Origin of the sequence: Bacteroides sp. 1001302B_160321_D4, assembly GCF_015667765.1 — a bacterium.
Lineage (GTDB): Bacteria > Bacteroidota > Bacteroidia > Bacteroidales > Bacteroidaceae > Bacteroides > Bacteroides xylanisolvens.
The window spans coordinates 90,776-110,353 of the sequence record NZ_JADPLO010000013.1 but is presented as its reverse complement, the minus strand read 5'-3'; the positions used below and the strand labels follow the sequence as shown (position 1 = coordinate 110,353).

At 42.6% G+C, this 19,578-nt stretch carries 11 protein-coding genes and 1 tRNA gene; 9 read left to right on the top strand and 3 right to left on the bottom strand.

Going from position 1 to position 19,578, the window contains the following annotated elements:
* Nucleotides 1-186: 186 nt before the first annotated feature.
* Nucleotides 187-274: transfer RNA gene (locus KFO40_RS07615), tRNA-Ser, on the top strand.
* 87 nt (nt 275-361) lie between these two features.
* Here the strand turns inward: KFO40_RS07615 and nuoE are convergent.
* The 3 genes from nuoE to KFO40_RS07600 are packed head-to-tail and all read right to left on the bottom strand — an operon-like array spanning nt 362 to nt 4,545.
* Nucleotides 362-838 carry an NADH-quinone oxidoreductase subunit NuoE gene (gene nuoE, locus KFO40_RS07610; protein ID WP_004305841.1) on the bottom strand — a complete coding sequence of 159 codons (477 nt, stop codon included), beginning with the start codon at nt 836-838 and terminating at the stop codon, nt 362-364.
* Nucleotides 839-857: 19 nt separating this feature from the next.
* Nucleotides 858-2,624 carry an NADH-dependent [FeFe] hydrogenase, group A6 gene (locus KFO40_RS07605; protein WP_004305843.1) on the bottom strand — a complete coding sequence of 589 codons (1,767 nt, stop codon included), beginning with the start codon at nt 2,622-2,624 and terminating at the stop codon, nt 858-860.
* Between the two features lie 13 nt (nt 2,625-2,637).
* Nucleotides 2,638-4,545 (bottom strand): NADH-quinone oxidoreductase subunit NuoF, encoded by a 1,908-nt coding sequence (locus KFO40_RS07600; RefSeq protein ID WP_087318456.1) that lies wholly within the window; start codon nt 4,543-4,545, stop codon nt 2,638-2,640.
* 163 nt (nt 4,546-4,708) lie between these two features.
* Here KFO40_RS07600 and KFO40_RS07595 point away from each other — a divergent pair, with 163 nt between their 5' ends.
* The 8 genes from KFO40_RS07595 to KFO40_RS07560 all read left to right on the top strand — a co-directional run bounded on the left by KFO40_RS07595 (nt 4,709) and on the right by KFO40_RS07560 (nt 19,573).
* Nucleotides 4,709-7,462: a heparinase II/III family protein gene (locus tag KFO40_RS07595; RefSeq protein WP_004305847.1), complete on the top strand. Its 2,754-nt coding sequence runs from the start codon at nt 4,709-4,711 to the stop codon at nt 7,460-7,462.
* 255 nt (nt 7,463-7,717) lie between these two features.
* A complete protein-coding gene (locus KFO40_RS07590; protein WP_004305849.1) occupies nt 7,718-8,263 on the top strand; it encodes a DUF3575 domain-containing protein in 546 nt (181 codons plus the stop codon).
* A gap of 26 nt (nt 8,264-8,289) precedes the next feature.
* Nucleotides 8,290-10,323 carry a tetratricopeptide repeat protein gene (locus KFO40_RS07585; protein WP_004305851.1) on the top strand — a complete coding sequence of 678 codons (2,034 nt, stop codon included), beginning with the start codon at nt 8,290-8,292 and terminating at the stop codon, nt 10,321-10,323.
* A 24-nt stretch (nt 10,324-10,347) separates the two neighbouring features.
* Complete coding sequence (locus KFO40_RS07580; RefSeq protein WP_004305853.1) at nt 10,348-12,714, top strand: hypothetical protein; 2,367 nt, start codon at nt 10,348-10,350, stop codon at nt 12,712-12,714.
* A 219-nt stretch (nt 12,715-12,933) separates the two neighbouring features.
* Nucleotides 12,934-14,304, top strand: coding sequence for a DUF5690 family protein (locus tag KFO40_RS07575; RefSeq protein WP_004305854.1), 1,371 nt, complete (start codon nt 12,934-12,936; stop codon nt 14,302-14,304).
* Between the two features lie 13 nt (nt 14,305-14,317).
* On the top strand, nt 14,318-15,463 hold the full coding sequence (locus KFO40_RS07570) for an OprO/OprP family phosphate-selective porin (protein WP_004305856.1): 1,146 nt from the start codon (nt 14,318-14,320) through the stop codon (nt 15,461-15,463).
* A 336-nt stretch (nt 15,464-15,799) separates the two neighbouring features.
* Nucleotides 15,800-17,212: a glycosyl hydrolase family 28 protein gene (locus KFO40_RS07565; RefSeq protein WP_004305858.1), complete on the top strand. Its 1,413-nt coding sequence runs from the start codon at nt 15,800-15,802 to the stop codon at nt 17,210-17,212.
* A gap of 447 nt (nt 17,213-17,659) precedes the next feature.
* The gene (locus KFO40_RS07560; protein ID WP_004302341.1) at nt 17,660-19,573 is read left to right on the top strand and encodes an alginate lyase family protein; all 1,914 of its coding nucleotides are present in this window, start codon (nt 17,660-17,662) and stop codon (nt 19,571-19,573) included.
* The last annotated feature ends 5 nt before the right edge of the window (nt 19,574-19,578 follow it).

Genomic DNA, 19,578 nt, shown 5'->3' with positions numbered 1-19,578 from the left:
ATGCAAAGATATTAAGAGATATTTTATTTTCTGTTTACTTTGTAATAACTTGGTAATTAACAAGATATTACGAGTTTATGATATTGTTTGAAATGATAGGTGATAGAACCTGTCTCTCCGCTAGAAAGCAGCTTTTTGCTGCTTTCTGTTTTTATGGAGAGTTTTTTCTCTAGTTGGTAATTGTAAGGAGAGGTGCTCGAGTGGTTGAAGAGGCACGCCTGGAAAGCGTGTATACCCCTAAAGGGTATCACGAGTTCGAATCTCGTTCTCTCCGCATCATTTTTTACATTTTAATATTAATGAACGGCTGTTTTGACTTATCAAGGCAGCCGTTTGTTTTATATTGTTTTCGGGAATTCGGTTATTCCAATTCTTCAATAATCTTCTTTACATCTACCGGTTGTAATCGACCATATACCTTCTCGCCGATCATCACTACCGGAGCCAGTCCGCAGGCGCCTACACAACGCAGACAGTCTAATGAGAACTTTCCGTCCGGGGTAGTGTCACCGACTTCGATACCTAATACACGTTTGAACTCTTCCAGCAGTTTTTCTGAACCACGTACATAACAAGCTGTACCCATGCAAACAGAGATGGGATGTTTTCCTTTGGGAGTCATGGTAAAGAAAGTATAGAAAGTGACGACACCATACACTTTCGATACGGGAATTCCAAGTTTGGAAGCGATAATCCGTTGCGTTTCCTCGGGTAGATACCCTTGCAAATGCTGTGCCTCATGCAAAATATTGATAAGTTCGCCCGGTTTGTTTCCATGCTTGTCGCAGATCGTTTTGATTTGCTCTGCCATGTCACAGGCTAGTTTGATATCTGACATAATACTCTTCATTTAAAAGTTAATCAATCGCTTTGTTGAAATAATGCGTATGCAGGAGAGTTTCCGATTTCTCACCTAGCGGTTTGCCGAGATAATCCTCGTATAATGTCTTGATATACGGATTCTCGTGCGATTTGCGCAAAGGTTTGTTGGCGTCTTCACGGTAAAGTGCGTTGGCGCGTGCATAGAGTATTTCCGAGTTGCCGTGATGCAAAGGCTGCCCGCCGCCACCGATACAGCCTCCGGGGCAAGCCATAATTTCGATTACATGATATTCGTTGTGCCCGTTCCGTATATCTTCCAGTAGATGACGAGCGTTGCCTAGTCCGTGTGCAATGCCTACTTTTAATTCAAATCCGTTTAGGTTAATGGTAGCACGACGGACGCCATTTAGTCCGCGTACCTGTTCGAAATTTACATTTTTCAAAGGTTCTCCGGTATAGATTTCATAGACAGAACGGAGGGCGGCTTCCATTACACCACCTGTTGTTCCGAAAATGACACCGGCACCTGTCGATTCACCCATCGGGTTGTCGAATGGGCTGTCCAGTACGAGAGGGAACCCGATATTGGCACGTTTAATTAGTCGTGCCAGTTCACGGGTAGAGATAGAATAATCCACATCGGGGATACCGTTCACTTTGAATTCATCACGTGCACATTCGTACTTTTTAGCCAGACAAGGCATGATAGATACGACAACCAGTTTTTCTCTGGGTATGCCCATTTTCTCCGCCCAATAGGATTTGGCAATGGAACCGAACATCTGTTGTGGGGAGCGGGCGGTGGACGGAATGTCCAGCATGTCCGGGAAATGATGTTCGAAGAAGTTGACCCATGCCGGACAGCAGGAAGTCAGGATAGGTAATCGTACGGATTTATCTCCGTTGAGATAACGTGTCAGGCGGTTCAGAATTTCAGAACCCTCTTCCATAATGGTAAGGTCGGCTGCAAAATCAGTATCGAATACATAGTCGAATCCCAGTTCGCGAAGTGCATACACCATTTTTCCGGTTACCAGAGTGCCGGGAGGAAATCCGAATTCTTCACCTAGGGCCGCCCGTACGGCAGGTGCGGTCTGCACAATCACTACTTTGTCCGGATTAGCCAGATCGTCGAGCAGACGGTTGGTGTAGTCACGTTCTGTTAATGCGCCTACGGGACAGACAGCCACGCACTGACCGCAGTAAGTACATTCACTTTCCGTCATCATTCGGTCAAAGGCAGGAGCGATGGTTGTATTGAATCCGCGACGGATGGCACCCAATGCTCCGACCGTCTGTACATCATTGCAAACACTTTCACAACGGCGACAGAAAATGCATTTATCCATATTACGGACGATAGAAGCGGTAATTTCCCGTTTGCGGGGGGACAGCTCACCGCCATTGAAAGGCATTTCGCGAATGTTGAAACGCAGTGCTAACGTTTGGAGCTCGCAGTTGCCGCATTTAGGGCAAGTGAGGCAGTCATTGGGGTGATCCGAAAGGATCAGTTCAGCCACCACTTTGCGAGCGTTCATTACGCGCAGGGTACTGGTTTTTACTACCATGCCCTCCGTGCAACGGGTAGCGCAGGCAGGAGCCAGGTTGCGCCGTCCCATCACTTCAACCACACAAATACGGCAGGAAGCCGGATTATTTTTTATACAGGTTCCTTTCAGGTCGATATGACACAGCGTAGGTATATTGATACCGATTTTGATAGCGGCTTCAAGAATAGTGCTTCCCTCGGGCACAGTGATGAAATGACCGTCTATCTGGAGAGTAATTTGTTTTTCTTCCATAGTAAATAAGATTTTAGCAGACAAGAATAGCGTTGAATTTGCAGCGTGCCATGCACATGCCGCACTTGATACATTTATCAGGAGCAATGACATGTGGCTTGCGCACCAGCCCGCTGATAGCATCCGCCGGACAGTTTTTGGCGCATAGATGACAACCAATGCAACGTTCCGGACTGATGGTATATGTTAATAGTGATTTACATTGCTTGGAACGACAAGTCTTATCCCGTACGTGTTCCATATATTCATCGTAGAAGTTATCCAATGTGGATAAAACGGGATTCGGAGAGGTTTGTCCCAGTCCGCAGAGGGCCGTATCTTTGATGACTTGTCCCAAAGTGGCAAGTGTGTCCAGGTCTTTTTCTGTGCCTTTTCCTTCTGTAATCTTGTTCAGTAGTTCCAACAGACGTTTGTTTCCAATGCGGCAAGGTGTGCATTTCCCGCAGGACTCTTCCACTGTAAAATCCAGATAAAAGCGGGCTACGGATACCATGCAGTCGTCCTCATCCATGACAATCATCCCTCCTGAACCCATCATGGAACCGGCCGAGAGAAGGTTGTCAAAGTCAATGGGAGTGTCCAGATGTTTTTCTGTCAGACAGCCGCCTGACGGTCCTCCTGTTTGTACAGCTTTGAACTTCTTTCCGCCTTTGATGCCTCCTCCGATTTCGTAGATTACTTCCCGAAGAGTAGTTCCCATCGGCACTTCGATCAGTCCGACATTATTAATCTTTCCGGCAAGAGCAAACACTTTGGTTCCTTTGGAACGTTCTGTGCCAATCGTTGCAAACCAGTCGGCTCCTTTGGTTAGAATAATGGGAATATTGGCAAGCGTTTCCACATTATTTACATTGGTTGGTTTTCCCAGATAACCGGATTCGGCAGGGAAGGGAGGTTTCAGAGTCGGCTCTCCCCGTTTTCCTTCCATCGAATGAATAAGGGCAGTTTCTTCTCCGCAGACAAAAGCTCCGGCTCCGTATCGTATTTCTATGTCGAAACTGAAATCTGTTCCTAAGATATGATCTCCCAGTAATCCGTATTCGCGCGCCTGATTGATAGCTGTTTTCAGTCGGTTGATAGCTAACGGATATTCGGCACGGATATATACTAATCCTTTGGTGGACCCGATGGAATAACCGCAGACACACATCGCTTCTACAATCGAATGTGGGTCGCCCTCCATAATGGAACGGTCCATGAATGCACCGGGATCTCCTTCGTCGGCGTTACAAACCACGTATTTGACATCTGACTGTTGCTTGTTGGCAAATTCCCATTTCAGTCCCGTCGGGAAACCGCCACCACCACGTCCGCGAAGTCCCGAACGTTTGATAATATCAATAACGTCCGTCGGCTTTTTGTTAAGCAGGCAATCGGCCAATGCAAAGTATCCTTCACGGGCGATATACTCTTCAATATTTTCGGGATCGATAAAACCACAGTTACGCAATGCGATGCGGAGTTGTTTCCGGTAGAAATCCATGTGCTTGGAGTCGCTGACGGTATGTTCCGTTTTGGGATCTACATACAGCAACCGTTCGATTCTTCGTCCTCCGATGATATGCTCGTTGATGATTTCTTCCGCATCTTCGGGAGTGACTTGGGTGTAAAAGGTATTATCGGGGATAATTTTCACGATAGGACCTTTTTCACAGAAGCCGAAACAGCCTACGGTGATGACTTCTACTTTGTCGGTGATTTCGTTCTTTTGGATGGCTTTTAGAAGATTGTCTGTAATACCCTGGCTGGAAGATGCCTTACAGCCTGTACCACCGCAGATCAGAATCTGAAGATGTTGCGCACCGGATGCCAGTCCGTAACACTTTTCAGTCACCTTTTCATTACTTTCTTCGCGCAATGAAAGATTGTGCTCTGCTCTCTTCCTGATTGTTGCCAAATCATGGATAGATAAAATTTTCATAAGTATCAGAATTGTTAGTCGGTTTTTTGCAAATATAATTCTTTGTTTGAAATAACAGCGTAGTCTCGTACAAATAAAATTGTTCTTTGACGGAGGATTTAGGTAAATAAATCTCTATCTTCGTATTTAATAGGTATCAAACCTAAAAAAAGAAAATTGAAGTATGAGACGAATTTTACTTGGACTATGTTTTCTATCCTTTCTGAACAGCGCATCCGGACAAGAGATTCCTTTGCCGGAAAAGATGCCGCAGACACATCCGCGGGTACTGACTACTCCGGCGGGAAAGCAGGAAACATGGAAGCTGATTAAAAAAGAAGAATGGGCGAAAGATGTTTTCAATAAATTGAAGGAACGGACGGAAGTATATACGAACCTGACGGATGCTCAACCGGCGTGGTTGCTGTCTCGTTTGGCAATGTACTGGAAGTCTCATGCCACGGAAGTATATGTGAAAGGTGAAACGTTCGACCATGCAGGTGGTGAAAAAGCTCCTTATCCCACTGTGCGTTACACAGGAACCCGTGGCACAGCTGCTACCCACGGCCGTCCCAAATTGGCGGATGTCGTTCCTTATGATGATGAGGATGGGAATGTCACTTTCTGCAATAATGCACTTCCCGACCGTCCTATGGAGAGTGTACACCCATCCAAAACAGGCCGGAATATTGAAAGCCTGAACTGCGAAATCCTGGGAATTGCCCGTGATGCCGCTTTCCTTTATTGGATGACGGATGAAGAGAAATTCGCTAAACTTGCCGCGGGGGTCTTTGATACATATATGACAGGTATTTATTATAGAAACGTGCCCATCGACCTGAATCACGGCCATCAGCAAACATTGGTAGGATTGACTTCTTTCGAAGTCATCCATGAAGACGCACTCCATATCGCTGTCCCTTTATACGATTTTCTATATAATTATCTAAAGGCCAATTACCCGGATAAAATGGAAATCTACGCCGGAGCTTTTAAGAAATGGGCGGATAATATCATAGCGAACGGTGTACCTCATAACAACTGGAATTTGCTACAGGCACGGTTTATTATGAATGTCGGATTGGTATTGGAAGACAATAAAGAATATGCCGACGGAAAAGGACGTGAATATTATATCGACTATGTGATGAACCGTTCCAGCATCCGCCAATGGAGTCTGACGCAATTGGCAGATTATGGTTTCGATATAAATACGGGAATTTGGGCAGAATGTCCGGGATATAGCAGTGTGGTAATCAATGATTATGCCAATTTTGTGAATCAGTTTGATACGAATCTGCAATATGATTTGGTGAAAGCAATGCCTGTATTGTCGAAAGCGGTAGCAACCACTCCCCAATATCTGTTTCCCAACCGTATGATTTGTGGCTTTGGAGATACGCATCCGGGATATTTGAGTACGAACTTCTTTATCCGTATGATACAGAATGCACAGGCGAACGGGAAGAAAGAACAGGAAAACTATTTCACGGCTTTATTGAAATGCCTGAACCCGGATTTGGGAAATGATAAAACAGAAAAGAAGAATGTGCGTGTATCTGTCAATTCTTTCTTTGAAGATAAACCGCTGGCGCTAAATCCCAAAGTGCAGCCGGGAAAGATAGAAGATTATGTTTCTCCTTTGTTTTATGCTCCCAATGTGTCATGGCTGGTACAGCGCAACGGTATGCATCCGCGCAACAGTTTGATGATTTCGTTGAATGGCAGTGAAGGGAACCACATGCACGCTAACGGCATTTCGATGGAACTTTATGGAAAAGGATACGTACTGGGGCCGGATGCAGGTATCGGGCTTTTCCTGTATAGCGGACTGGATTATGCGGAATATTATTCTCAATTCCCCAGTCATAATACAGTTTGTGTGGATGGAATATCGAGCTATCCGGTGATGAAAAGTAATCATTCTTTTGATTTGCTTTCCTGTTTCCCGGCATCAGCGGAACCGGGCAAAGCATTTACGTCCGTTACTTACAGTAACCTTTATTTTCGTGAACCGGAAAGCAGGGCGGATCAGACCCGTATGATGAGTATTGTCACTACCGGGGCGGAGACGGGGTATTATGTCGATGTATTCCGCAGCCGGAAAGAGAAAGGAGGCGATAAGATGCACGATTACTTCTATCACAACCTTGGACAGACTTTGACATTGACGGCAGCAGATGGCAGCGACCTGAATCTCCAGTCTACGGAAGAACTCGCCTTTGCAGGCGCACATCTTTACGCTTATTCCTATTTATATGATAAGAAAGTGGCTGCAACCAATAAGGATGTCAAGGCAACTTTCACCATAGATATGAAAGATAAGGACGGCGATGATATATACATGAATCTTTGGATGAAAGGCGAACCGGATCGTGAAGTCTTTACGGCTTTGGCGCCAATGACCGAAGGGCTAAGCCGTACACCGAATATGCCCTATAATATAAAGGAGCAGCCGACGCTGACATTTGTTGCCCGTCAGCATGGAGAAGCTTGGAATCGTCCTTTTGTCTCGATATATGAACCGAGTACGAAAAAGGAACCGTCTGCTATTCAGTCCGTCTCTTACTTTGATGCAGAAGGAGCAGGTTTGGAAGACTTTGCCGGTATCTGTGTGAAAAGCAAAAACGGACGTATAGATCATATCTTCTCTCTATCTGATGCTGCACAAACCGCTATTTATCAAGGAATGAAAGTGAAAGCGGATTATGCTGTTATCAGCAATGAATATGCAGGAAACCGGACGTTGTTTTTAGGGAATGGGACCCAATTGGTTGCACCCGGGGTAATGATTCAGACCGACAATGCCGCTAATGTATTGCTCGAAAAGAAAGAAGGGAAATGGTATATTATTTCTTCTGCTCCCTGTACGGTTGTTATCGGCGATAAGAAGATAAAATCCGATGCTTCGTCGGAGCCTATGTTGTTGCGTATCTGATGTTTCATTGGTAATAAAGAAAAATTGTATATCTTATCCGTAGTATGGTATATTATGGCCTAAGATGGAAATTGTTGCAATAAAAAACAAAAAAAGCGTGTTTAAACGTTTTTAATACTATATTTTTTCTAATTTTGTGGCTTTCTGTCCAAGTAGTATATAAAATGGACAGTAAGCCCTTTTTTTGTGGGTAAATATTTAGTGGGAAATATTTAGTGGGAAATATTTAGTGGGAAATAAATGATGGTATATGTGATGAGAAATGGTCGCAGGGTAATAGCTGCGTTATCATTTCTGTTATTATGTTGTGGTGTACATGTGCACGCACAACGGGTGGCTGTAAAGACAAATGCATTGGGTTGGCTGACCGCCAGTCCGAATGTAGAAGCAGAATTTGTATTGGGTAGTCATGTCTCCTTGAACATGGGGATTGCTGCGAACCCAATCAGTACAGACAACTTTAAAACGACTTTCACGCATTTTCAGCCTGAAGTTCGTTACTGGCTAAATCGTCCGATGGTGAGTCATTTTCTTGGAATCACCGCTTTCGTGAATAATTTTGATATGATGGTAAAAGATGTGCATCACAAAGGCGATGCATACGCCGCCGGTTTGACCTATGGATACGCATGGGTGCTGGGCGATCATTGGAACATCGAAGCAACTGCCGGAGTGGGTGTGTTGCGCTACCGTCAGTTTAAGTATGATAAGGGTACTCCGAAACCGGGTGCGGTCAACGATAGTAAGACCACCATTGCACCTGTCAAACTGGGGGTATCCTTTGTTTATATTATTCGATAACGAACATTAGCTAGTCAGAAAAGAGAATGAAAATCAATTTGAAACGTGATAGATTAACAGGTATACTTCTCGTGGCGATGATGTTCGTCGGTATGAATGTATCCGCCCAACGGATCCGCGTGCAGGGGCATATCACAAACCCGCAGGGAAAAAGTGTTCCGAATGTAAATGTGTTGAATCCGGTCAATGACGAACGTATAGAAATGTCCGACGAGGATGGCCGTTACAGTGTCTTGGTTGAGAAAAACGGCTCGTTGAAGTTTACATGTGTCGGTTATGAAGACAAAACAGTGAAGGTGGCAGGAAAGCAGATTCTGAATGTAGTATTGAAAGATGCCGTCATCGAACTGGACGAAGTTACAATTACTTCCAAAGTGAAGGACAAAGTGATTCCGGAACCTACGGACATCGAAATCAAAGGTAATTATTTCCATCTGAAAACTCGTGTCCCGGTGCCTAAGGAGATGTTTAACTCACATCGTCGCTTGGTATTGCAGCCTTCCATTTATGATGTGACACTGAAAAAGCGTCTGTTGATGCGTCCTGTTGTATTCGACGGGGATACTTATAATACAACGCAAAATCGAATGTACGATTATGATATGGATAAAGATCCTTTGCACGATTACATCCGTGTGAAAACTACTTCTTCACGCAAGGGGGATATTATTGCTTACCATGATTCTATCTATATAGAATATCTGCAACATGACTACCGTGCAGATGTGCATCTGGCGATGGAAAATTACCGGAATATCATTTATCGTGACTCTTTCTCCATTGCACGCGGAACGGTCAACCCGCTTCGCTTCTTGGAGTATAAATTCTCCGCTTTCAGCCTGACGGACGAGAAATACCTTCCGAAACCCGTGATGCAGTTGCGGGATACGAAAGGTGAGGTAAACTTAACCTTCCTGGTAGGTAAAGCCGACCTGGATGATAAGAATCCACAAAATCAGGTGGAACTGAACCGGTTGAATCAGGAATTGCGTGGTATTGAGACGAACCCGGATGCCTCTTTGAAGAGTTTTCATATTACGGGGGTGGCTTCGCCGGACGGTTCTTACGCGACGAATCTTCGTCTGGCAAAATTGCGTACGGATAAGGCCCTGGAACGTATACTGGCACAACTGGACCCGGAAACACGTAAACTGTTGGAGGTGAAATCGGATGCATCGGTTGCCTCCTGGAAGGAGGTAGCTGAATTGCTGAAAAAAAACTCCAAGCCGGAACTGGCTAAAGAAGTAGAGGACTTAATCAAACAATATACAGCTACTCCTTACCGGTTGAATGGGGTCTTGAAATCGAAACCTTTCTACAAGGAACTTGCGGCTACTTATTTGCCTAAATTGAGAAAGGTGCAATATACCTATGGTTATTCAATCTTCCGTTCTTTGACGGACGACGAGATTAGAGAACTTTACAGAAAGAATCCGAAGGAACTGACCCGTTTCGAATATTACCGTATGATTACGACAGCAAAAACTCCCGACGAAAGGGAAAAGTATTGTAGGGAAGCTCTTGAACTTTATGATAACTTTACGTATGCAGCCAATGAACTGGCAGTGGCAACGATACAGAAAGATACTCCGGATTCACGTATTCTCGAACCGTTTGTCAGTAAATCGGCACCGGCGGAGTTATTGTCTAATCAGGCTATTGCCTTGCTACACGAAGGGAAATATACAAAAGCGGATTCAGTCTTGACATTGGTTCCCGAAGAAGCGGTTTCTGAAGATTTGCAGGCCATCGTTCAGGCATTGGCCGGTTATTATAATGATGCTTTCGAAAAGGTGGCGGCTACCAGCCCTTTCAATGAGGTGGTGATGCTGCTGGCAATGAAGAAGAATCAGGAAGCATGGGATAAGATTTCTACCATAGATGTAGAGACCGCCCGCGAATATTATATAAAAGCGATTGCCGCCAACCGCCTGGAGAAAATAGGTGATGCGATTATGAGCATTGAGAAGGCCCTTGAACTTGATCCTTCCTTATTGGAAGTAGCGAAGGTGGACGGTGATATTATTGACTTGCTGCCGGAAGAGCAGAAAATTAAATAATGATATATACAACAAGAGTAAACGATGAATATCTTCAGAATCAACAATAAATATGTAGCAGTGGCAATCTTCCTGATGCTTGCTGTTACCTTACAGGCACAGGATTATGGTGCATTGCAATATATGTTACAGAAACGGCCTGCAAATGAAAAGTTCGAGAGCAATAAATTCAATGAACATCTCTTTTTCTCTGCCGGAATAGGGCCATACAGCTTGTTAACAAGTGGAGATAGTCAGGATGGAATGGGAATGACCGCCCATCTCTTTATGGGAAAGTGGATTACTCCGGTTCATGGACTTCGGATAGGGGTGAATTTAGGTTATCTGCCGTCGAGTATCTACGATTCTAAAATAAAAATGGGTGGCGGCAGCCTGGACTATCTGTTGAATATGTCCTCCCTGGCATACGGATACAATGCAAACCGTTGTTTTGAGTTAGTAGGGATTGCAGGTATAGAAGCCGGTTATTCTAAGGTGGGCGACAATAGCGATCGTTCCGAAAAGTATCCGGATTTGAAAGGCGGCGGTCAGCTTTATTACGGCGCTCATCTCGGTTTACAGGGAAATGTACGTCTTTCTTCTACATTGGATTTGTTTGTAGAACCGCGGATCGGATGGTATAATGACGGTTTTGCGTATACGGAAAGTTGGAGAAACTATAAAATGGCTGGTTCGGTTCTGGTAGGTCTGACCTATATGCCTGCTGCTCCGATGGGAACTAAGATTCATTTCGATGATTTCGATAAAAGTTCCTTCCTGAATCATATGTTTATCTCTTTATCCGGTGGTATCAGTACACTGAAAGTTCCGGGAATCAAGAATACGATTAAAGGATTAGGTCCCCAGTTCTCTGCCGGAATCGGTAAATGGTTCAGTCCTTCTTCCGGTCTGCGTTTGTCCGGGACGGTTGGACTTTCAGACACCCCTTCGGGCAGTGCAAGCGGCTACTTTAAACATGTCGATCTGCATGCGGACTATCTGTTGAATATCAATAATGTTCTTTGGGGATATGATGAAGACAGAATATTTAGTCTGATCGGTATTGCCGGAGTTAACCTGGCAGGTACGAAAGGAGTGGATAAAACCGCCAAGTATGCTCCGGGAATAGGAGTCGGTGTGCAAGGAAGTTTCCGTATCAACCGTTCTGTGGATTTATTTATAGAACCTCGCCTCAATGTGTATAATAAGAGATATGCAGGAGGTCGCGGAGTAGGTGGCAATACGGATCAGCTCGGAGAGTTGAATTTTGGTTTGACTTATCATACGATTGACCGTGCGGCACGTCCGAAGAACGGATTCTCAAGCAATCACATCGCAGACAATCTGTTTATGACTTCGGGAATCGGTGTGCAAATGTTCCTGAATAAGACGAATCTTGAAAACCTTGGTTCTTTAGGTCCGCAGGCTTCTGTCTCTATCGGTAAGTGGTTGAGCCCTTATTCCGGTTTGCGCCTGGTGGGTACGGGTGGATTCTTTACGAACTATGTAGTTCCGGGAAGTGTTAAAGCGGGCAAACTTAGACATGCCAGCGTCAGTGGTGGTCTTGATTACTTGTGGAACATAACGTCTACCATGAGTGGATATAATTCCGATCGTATCTTTGATTTAATAGGTTCGGTAGGTGTCAACCTTGCTTATACTTCCAAATCAGACCATAAGTTCCAACTGGGTATTAATGCAGGCATACAGGGATTATGGCATGTGAATGATTTTCTCGGTTTGTACATTGAACCGCAGATTCGCTTGTATGGAGATAAATTCATTGAAGGTAATCTGGGCTTTATGCAGAAAGACGTAATGGTAGGAGTCAATGCAGGTTTCCACTATCGCTTTGTTCCTTATTCAAAAGCAGCCAATCGCAGCGTGTTTGGTCAGGATGACAAGCGTTACTTCATCTCCGGTGCACTTGGATTGGGTAGCTTGCTCGTAGCCAACAAAGATTTGGTGAAGAATGCAGGTGTAGAAGCAAAAGGAAGCATAGGTAAATGGTACACTCCGTTATCTGCATGGCGGGTAAATGGAACAATTATGTACAAGGCCAAAACGTCGTCGAAGATGAATCTTCATTATGCCGGTTTGGGTATGGATTATATGATGAGTCTGGCCACATTGGCAAAAGGATACAGCCCCGACCATGTGATAGATGTTGTTCCTTTTGTGGGAGTTACGGCCGGACTGGTACGCCGTTACGGTAAGTTCCGAGCAGTGCCGGGACTGGATGCCGGTGTGCAGGTAAAGCTGAAAGTGGCTTCTTCTTTGTATCTGTATGCCGAACCTAAAGTCGGTATCCGTACCGATACATACGATGGCTCCGAACAGGGAAGACCTGACCGCGTAGCTTCCATGGTAGGTGGATTATTGTACAGATTCAAGATGCCTACTTTCCAATAAGAAGAAAAATAAGAAATCGAATAAAAAGGGTTGCGCAATACCGGATTAGTGATTGTGCAACCCTTTTTGTATTCCATTTCCAAGAAATTACGGTTACATAAACGTTACATTAATATTACTTCCATTTCTACCTGATAATGAATAAAATGAATCTTTAGAATTCATTTTCTCCCTTGCTATTCTCCTCTACTTTTGCTCCAGAAATTAAAACGAAAACGTATGAAAACGATTACTGAAGCAATATCGAAACAAAGTTCAAACAGAAGATTAGCCGATTTCCTCTTTATTCTATGGGCAGGTGGAGCAGCCCTTCTTTCTTACTCACTGGTTTATGCATTGCGTAAACCTTTCACAGCTGCTACTTTTGACGGGATAGAAGCATTCGGTTTTGATTATAAAGTACTGGTTACTATCATTCAGATAGCAGGTTATCTGATAGCCAAGTTTATAGGTATCAAGTTGATTTCCGAATTGAAGAGAGAGAATCGCCTGAAGTTTATACTCGTTTCCATTGCCGTAGCGGAATTGTCATTGGTTGCGTTCGGAGCACTTCCCACTCCTTATAATATGTTTGCCATGTTCTTCAATGGATTGTCATTGGGCTGTATGTGGGGAGTTATTTTCAGTTTTATCGAAGGTCGCCGCACTACGGATATTTTGGCCAGTCTTTTAGGAATCAGTATTGTTATCAGTTCGGGAACGGCAAAATCCATCGGATTGTTCGTTATGAATACATTGAACGTCAGCGAATTTTGGATGCCGGCACTTATCGGTGCTTTTGCACTTCCTTTATTGGCTCTTTTGGGATATAGCTTAACCCGTTTGCCACAACCTACGGCACAAGATATAGAACAAAAAAGTAGTCGTGTAACTCTGAATGGCAAGCAACGGAAAGAACTGTTCATCGACTTTATGCCATTTCTTGTATTATTGTTTGTAGCTAACCTAATGTTGGTAGTGCTTAGAGATATTAAGGAAGATTTCCTGGTGAAGATTATTGATATGAACGGACAGTCCTCATGGATGTTTGCGCAGGTAGATACAGTCGTTACATTAATAATTCTGGCGTTATTCGGAGCGATGGCCTTTGTGAAAAGTAACATAAAAGTTTTGGTTGCCCTGCTGGGATTGGTCGTACTTGGGACAGCCACCATGAGTTTTATATCTTTCAATTATGATTCTCTGCAATTGGATGCAATCACCTGGCTGTTTGTCCAAAGTCTCTGTCTGTATATTGCCTACCTCTGTTTTCAAAGCATTTTTTTCGACCGCTTCATCGCTTGTTTCAAGATAAAAGGAAATGTCGGTTTCTTCATTGTGACCATTGATTTTATCGGATATACGGGAACTGTACTTGTCTTGATGTTCAAAGAATTTGCCCATGCAGACATAAACTGGTTGGAATTTTATAATATATTATCCGGTTACGTAGGACTGATCTGTACGGTTGCTTTCACCTGCTCCATGATTTACCTGATACAGCGCTATAAAAAAGAGAAACAACTGAAGAAAGCGAAAGAAGCCGAAATGAGCAACGGGATAAAATTTACGGGAGAAGGTATGGAGCCAACTACTTTTTCACAAATTTGATAAAAGGTGGACGATGAAAATAATAGGACTATATTTGAAATTCTCCTTCCTTCTATCTCTAATACTAACGACTTCCCGGATAACGGCACAGAATCTGCCCGATGGCATACAATATAAAATCACCGGGCGTCTATTAATGGATGGAGGAGTGTATCTGAAGAATCCGAATAACTTTGGCAACGGCACGGAATTTAATGACCTTCGCATCGGTGTAAAAGCTACCTATCAGAACTGGGGAATGAAACTGGAAATGGGATATGCCGGAAACAAAGTAGCCATCAAAGATGCTTTTGCCACCTATTCCTATAAGAATAGTTCCATTCAGATAGGACAATTCTATGAGCCATTCAGTCTCGATATGATTTGTAGTACATTTGATCTTCGCTTCAACCAATCTCCGGGAGCTGTGCTGGCATTGACAAATAGCCGACGTATGGGAGTAGCCTATTCCTATCGTACCCAATATTACTATCTGTGTGGCGGATTCTTTACCGATAATGATTTGAGCAACCTGAAAAACGCATCGCAAGGATATGCCATTGACGGACGTTTGGTTTACCGTCCACTTTATGAGCAAGCGAAACTGGTACATATAGGATTAGCAGCTATCCATCGTACACCGGACGGCACGCTTCCCGAAGATGAGAACAGGAATACGTTTACTTATAAATCTCCGGGCGTGAGCACGATTGATAATCGTACATTAATACAAGCAGATGTAGATCATGCAGCATCCCAATTTAAAATAGGAACCGAACTGCTAATTTACTATCATAAATTCTTTCTTCAGGGTGAATACATCCGCGCCCATGTAAAACGGGAAAAGGGTTTTGAGAACTATACGGCACAAGGAGCTTATCTGCAATGTTCCTGGCTATTGTTGGGACAGAATTATCTGTATGACGAAGAAGTAGCCTGTCCCGGAAGACCGGAAGGAAAAGCACTCGAACTATGTGCCCGTTTCAATTATCTCTCTCTGAATGATGCCGGAATAAAAGGCGGAACACAGAAAGACCTCTCCTTCGGATTGAATTACTATATCAATAAACACATTGCTGTCAAATTGAATTATAGCTACTTCATCCCCGGCTCGCATATCAAAGAGATCGAAAGCACAAACTTTAGTGTAGTACAGGGACGTTTTCAATTCATATTCTAGTACTTGGCAGTTCCGTTCGAATAAAGCTATAATAAAGAATAGGAAGGTGTATTGTATACTAGTTTTACTAAATGTTTCAAAGACATATCGAGAGCACTGCCGACTCAATATGCAGAACCGTATGTAAAAAGTAAAAAATAAGAAGACAGAAAAAACTGGAATGTTCTAGGTAAATCTCCTTTATTGTTCGTAATAGACAATAAAGGAGATTTTTTGCATTGGTTATTTTTTCTATAGTTTCTGTTACCAGTTTGCCAACCTGGGTGGAATAGAAAGTATAGTTTTAGAAAGAACTTCAATAAACAGAATAATTAAAATATAACATAGTTTAGTGATATGAATATAGTAGGAGTTTTATCAGGTAAAAGAAAATGTTTGTTAGCAATAGCTATTGCATTTTCGACATTCGGGAATGCCCAATTAGTAACCTATCCGGAAGGATTGAACACTGGTATGCCACATAATGATGATTATACAGTCAAAGTACGTGAAGCAGGTGGTGAATGGAAAGATGTATTCGAATATGAAGTCCAAGTAGATATGGATCGGGTACAATCTGCTTCAATGGTACAGTTTGATATAGGCAGTCCCGTAGAAGTGATGGTGAAAAAGAACAATGGCACCATTCAGGATGTGAAAATCCGTCCGTTAGCAATAGGTATACAACATACGGTAAACCACAATGCTATCTTTTTTACACTCACTAGACCTCAATGCCTGTCGATTGAGTTTAACGGTGATCGTTTGCATAATCTTCATTTGTTTGCTAATCCTTTGGAAACAGAAACTTATACTGAAAGCAGTGACAAAGTAATGTATTTCGGACCGGGTGTCCATCGTCCGAAAGATTTGCCGAACACACAGATACAGATTCCTTCCAATACTACTGTTTATTTAGCTCCCGGAGCTGTTGTAAAAGCTAAATTATTGATTGACAAAGCTGAAAATGTACGCATTGTCGGGCGTGGTATTCTCGACCATCCGATCCGTGGAATAGAAGTTACCCATTCTAAAAATATATGGATTGACGGTATTACAGTTATAAATCCAGATCACTATACAGTATTTGGTGGTGAGTCTACAGGGTTGACCATCAATAATTTAAAGTCTTTTAGTTGTAAAGGATGGAGTGATGGCATAGATCTGATGTGTTGCAGTGACGTATTAATAGACAATGTTTTTATGCGGAACAGTGATGATTGTATTGCCATCTATGCCCATCGCTGGAACTATTACGGAGGAAGTCGTAACGTGACTTTACAGAATTCAATCCTTTGGGCGGATATTGCTCATCCGATCAACATTGGAGGACACGGTAACCCGGACGATAAGGTTGGAGAGATTCTTGAGAATATAACTGTCCGTAATGTCGATATTCTGGAACATGATGAAGATGATCTTCTTTATCAGGGCTGTATGGCAGTGGATTGCGGTGATAAAAACTTGGTACGCAAAGTATTATTTGAGGATATCCGTGTAGAGAATATCCAGGAGGGAAGATTGTTTCATATTAATGTTCGTTTCAATTCAAAGTATGATAAGCAACCCGGCCGGGGAATTGAAGATATTATTTTTCGGAATATCATTTATAATGGAGTAGGGGAGAATCCATCTCTATTGAAAGGGTTTGATAAAGAACGTTCCGTCAAGAATATCATCTTCGATAATGTGATTATCAACGGCATGAAGATGAAAAATATAGATGATTTTATCACGAATGAATACATAAAGAATATCACAGTCAAATAGCATAATCTGGTATATGAAGTATGAATGGAAAAATCTCTTTGTATTAGGTGCAAACTTCTTTTCTTCTAATATCAAACTTTCTTTAGGTTAAACATAAACTATAAATGCAAGTTTCATTTATATAATTAGAACTTGCAATTATATAAATGAAACTTTCGTTTTTATAATCAAAGCTTGCAATTATAGATTTCTATTAGATAAGAGTAACTTTAGTATTAGAAGGAAAGAACTTTGCAATAGGAAGATAATAACTTATCTATTAATAGATGAGAGCAAAGCTGCACTGGAATCAGAATTAAGGAGTCTGGAAGAGAACCATGAGTATAAATACAAGAGTTTTATTCCCGGGTTTATGCTAATCAAAGTAAATGTTTCATTCACTTTGAACTCCTTTTTATTACTAAATACTATCTTTGCTTATCACTTGTATAAAAAACGAATCGCACTATGATTAACAAAATTATATGGATTATTGGGATTGTATGGATTGGGAATATTCAAAATGGAGTGCAAGCGCAACGACGTAACTTTATCCATCCCGGAATCACCTATACCCAAGGTGATTTAGACCGGATGAAAGCTATGGTCAAGGCGAAACATGAGCCTTATTATTCTACTTTTCTGAAATTAAAGGAATCTCCCTATTCTTCACTCAATACGCAAGTTATCAATCGGGGAAAACAAATCAGAGAAGGACGTTTTAATGCTACTATCGGAGTAGATGGCAGGCGGGCACATGACTTAGCATTGCTTTGGCATCTGACGGGCGATGAGGCTTATGCCCGTAAAGCGGTCGAATATCTGAATGCTAATTCTTATTATACCAATACAAGTAGTCGTGGAACAGGACCATTAGATAACGGAAAGATTTACCTTTTAATTGATGCCGCCGAATTAATGCGTGATTATTCCGGTTGGAAAGTAGAAGACCAGCAACGTTTTAAAAATATGTTGGTCTATCCTGGATATAGCAATACGGAAGATTTCTCTTCCAAATATGCAAATTACTGGGATGATTCAAAGAACGGAGTTACATTCTATTGGAATATTTTTAATTTCGATGCCGCAAGGTTTGGTAATCAAGGACTTTTCGCTGCTCGTGGAATGATGGCAATGGGGATTTACTTAGATAACGAAGTAATGTATGACCGTGCTTACCGTTATTTATTGGGAATGAAGCATCGACCGGATGATTTACCTTATCCTTCAGGACCGACGGTCACTAGCAAAGAACCGATTAAGAAATCACCAACCATGCTTGATTATAAATTGGAAGGAAGAGAAAACAAGATTTCAGATTATGGATACGATGAACAGCTACAGTATTATATCTATCCAAACGGTCAATGTCAGGAGTCGAGTCGCGACCAGGGACATGTATTGGCAGGTATCCACAATTATGTAGCTATCGCAGAAATGGCATGGAATCAGGGAGATTCTTTGTATAATTGTCTCAATAACCGTTTGCTTCTTGGTTTGGAATGGAACTATCGTTATAACCTCTCTAAAGTCCAGACCTATGAAGAGCAAAAAGAGCCTTGGGAACCGACAAGTTATAGTAAGAATTCAAATGAAGTTACCTTTGAGAACGGAAAATTTCTCCAGATAAAAAGCCGTAGTGGACGTTGGGAATCCGTAGCCGTATCTCCTCACGGACGTGGAGACGTAGCAGGTAGTGGCGGAACTCGTGAAATGGCATTGGCGCATTATGCAGTACGTGCTGGATTGCCGGAGAACAACTATACCTGGTTGAAACGTTACCGTGATTATATGATAGAACATCACGGTTGCGAAAACTGGGGGATAGCACCCAACTGGTTTTATGAATGGACTGGCTGGGGAACATTGACCAAGCGATTGACTCCCTGGATGGCAGGCGATCCCGTTTCTTTCTCTACGGGAAAGCGTGTATCAGGAATTCATTTGCTACCTTGTGAAATATCGGCTGCCGATTACGATTATTATTGTCTTGCGGAAGATCCCGAAGGGCATACCTATCACAATGTAGGAAAGAAACGTGGCAACGAATACAGACCTGACGGAGCAGTAGAGCTACGAAAAGAAGAAGATAATTACGTCGTTACCCAAATAGAAGATGGAGAATGGATGAATTATACTGTAAGTATTCCTACCGATGGAGATTATACCGTTTATCTTGTTTATCAATCAAAAGGAAATTCTTTATTGTCCGTAGCTTCTGATTCAGAAGTAAAGACAGAACCCATGCAATTACCCAGTTCTATACAATGGACGGAAAGAGAAATAGGAAAACTCACTCTTCCCGCAGGAGCTTGTGTACTTCGTTTACAGATAGAGCAAGCCGGAGATAAACTCGAAATTCAGAAAATAATAGTAAAGTAGGATAA

Bases quoted from the DNA above. Each gene is read 5' to 3' on its own strand.
- nuoE (WP_004305841.1), bottom strand. From the start codon at position 838: ATGTCAGATATCAAACTAGCCTGTGACATGGCAGAGCAAATCAAAACG.
- KFO40_RS07605 (WP_004305843.1), bottom strand. From the start codon at position 2,624: ATGGAAGAAAAACAAATTACTCTCCAGATAGACGGTCATTTCATCACT.
- KFO40_RS07600 (WP_087318456.1), bottom strand. From the start codon at position 4,545: ATGAAAATTTTATCTATCCATGATTTGGCAACAATCAGGAAGAGAGCA.
- KFO40_RS07595 (WP_004305847.1), top strand. From the start codon at position 4,709: ATGAGACGAATTTTACTTGGACTATGTTTTCTATCCTTTCTGAACAGC.
- KFO40_RS07590 (WP_004305849.1), top strand. From the start codon at position 7,718: ATGAGAAATGGTCGCAGGGTAATAGCTGCGTTATCATTTCTGTTATTA.
- KFO40_RS07585 (WP_004305851.1), top strand. From the start codon at position 8,290: ATGAAAATCAATTTGAAACGTGATAGATTAACAGGTATACTTCTCGTG.
- KFO40_RS07580 (WP_004305853.1), top strand. From the start codon at position 10,348: ATGAATATCTTCAGAATCAACAATAAATATGTAGCAGTGGCAATCTTC.
- KFO40_RS07575 (WP_004305854.1), top strand. From the start codon at position 12,934: ATGAAAACGATTACTGAAGCAATATCGAAACAAAGTTCAAACAGAAGA.
- KFO40_RS07570 (WP_004305856.1), top strand. From the start codon at position 14,318: ATGAAAATAATAGGACTATATTTGAAATTCTCCTTCCTTCTATCTCTA.
- KFO40_RS07565 (WP_004305858.1), top strand. From the start codon at position 15,800: ATGAATATAGTAGGAGTTTTATCAGGTAAAAGAAAATGTTTGTTAGCA.
- KFO40_RS07560 (WP_004302341.1), top strand. From the start codon at position 17,660: ATGATTAACAAAATTATATGGATTATTGGGATTGTATGGATTGGGAAT.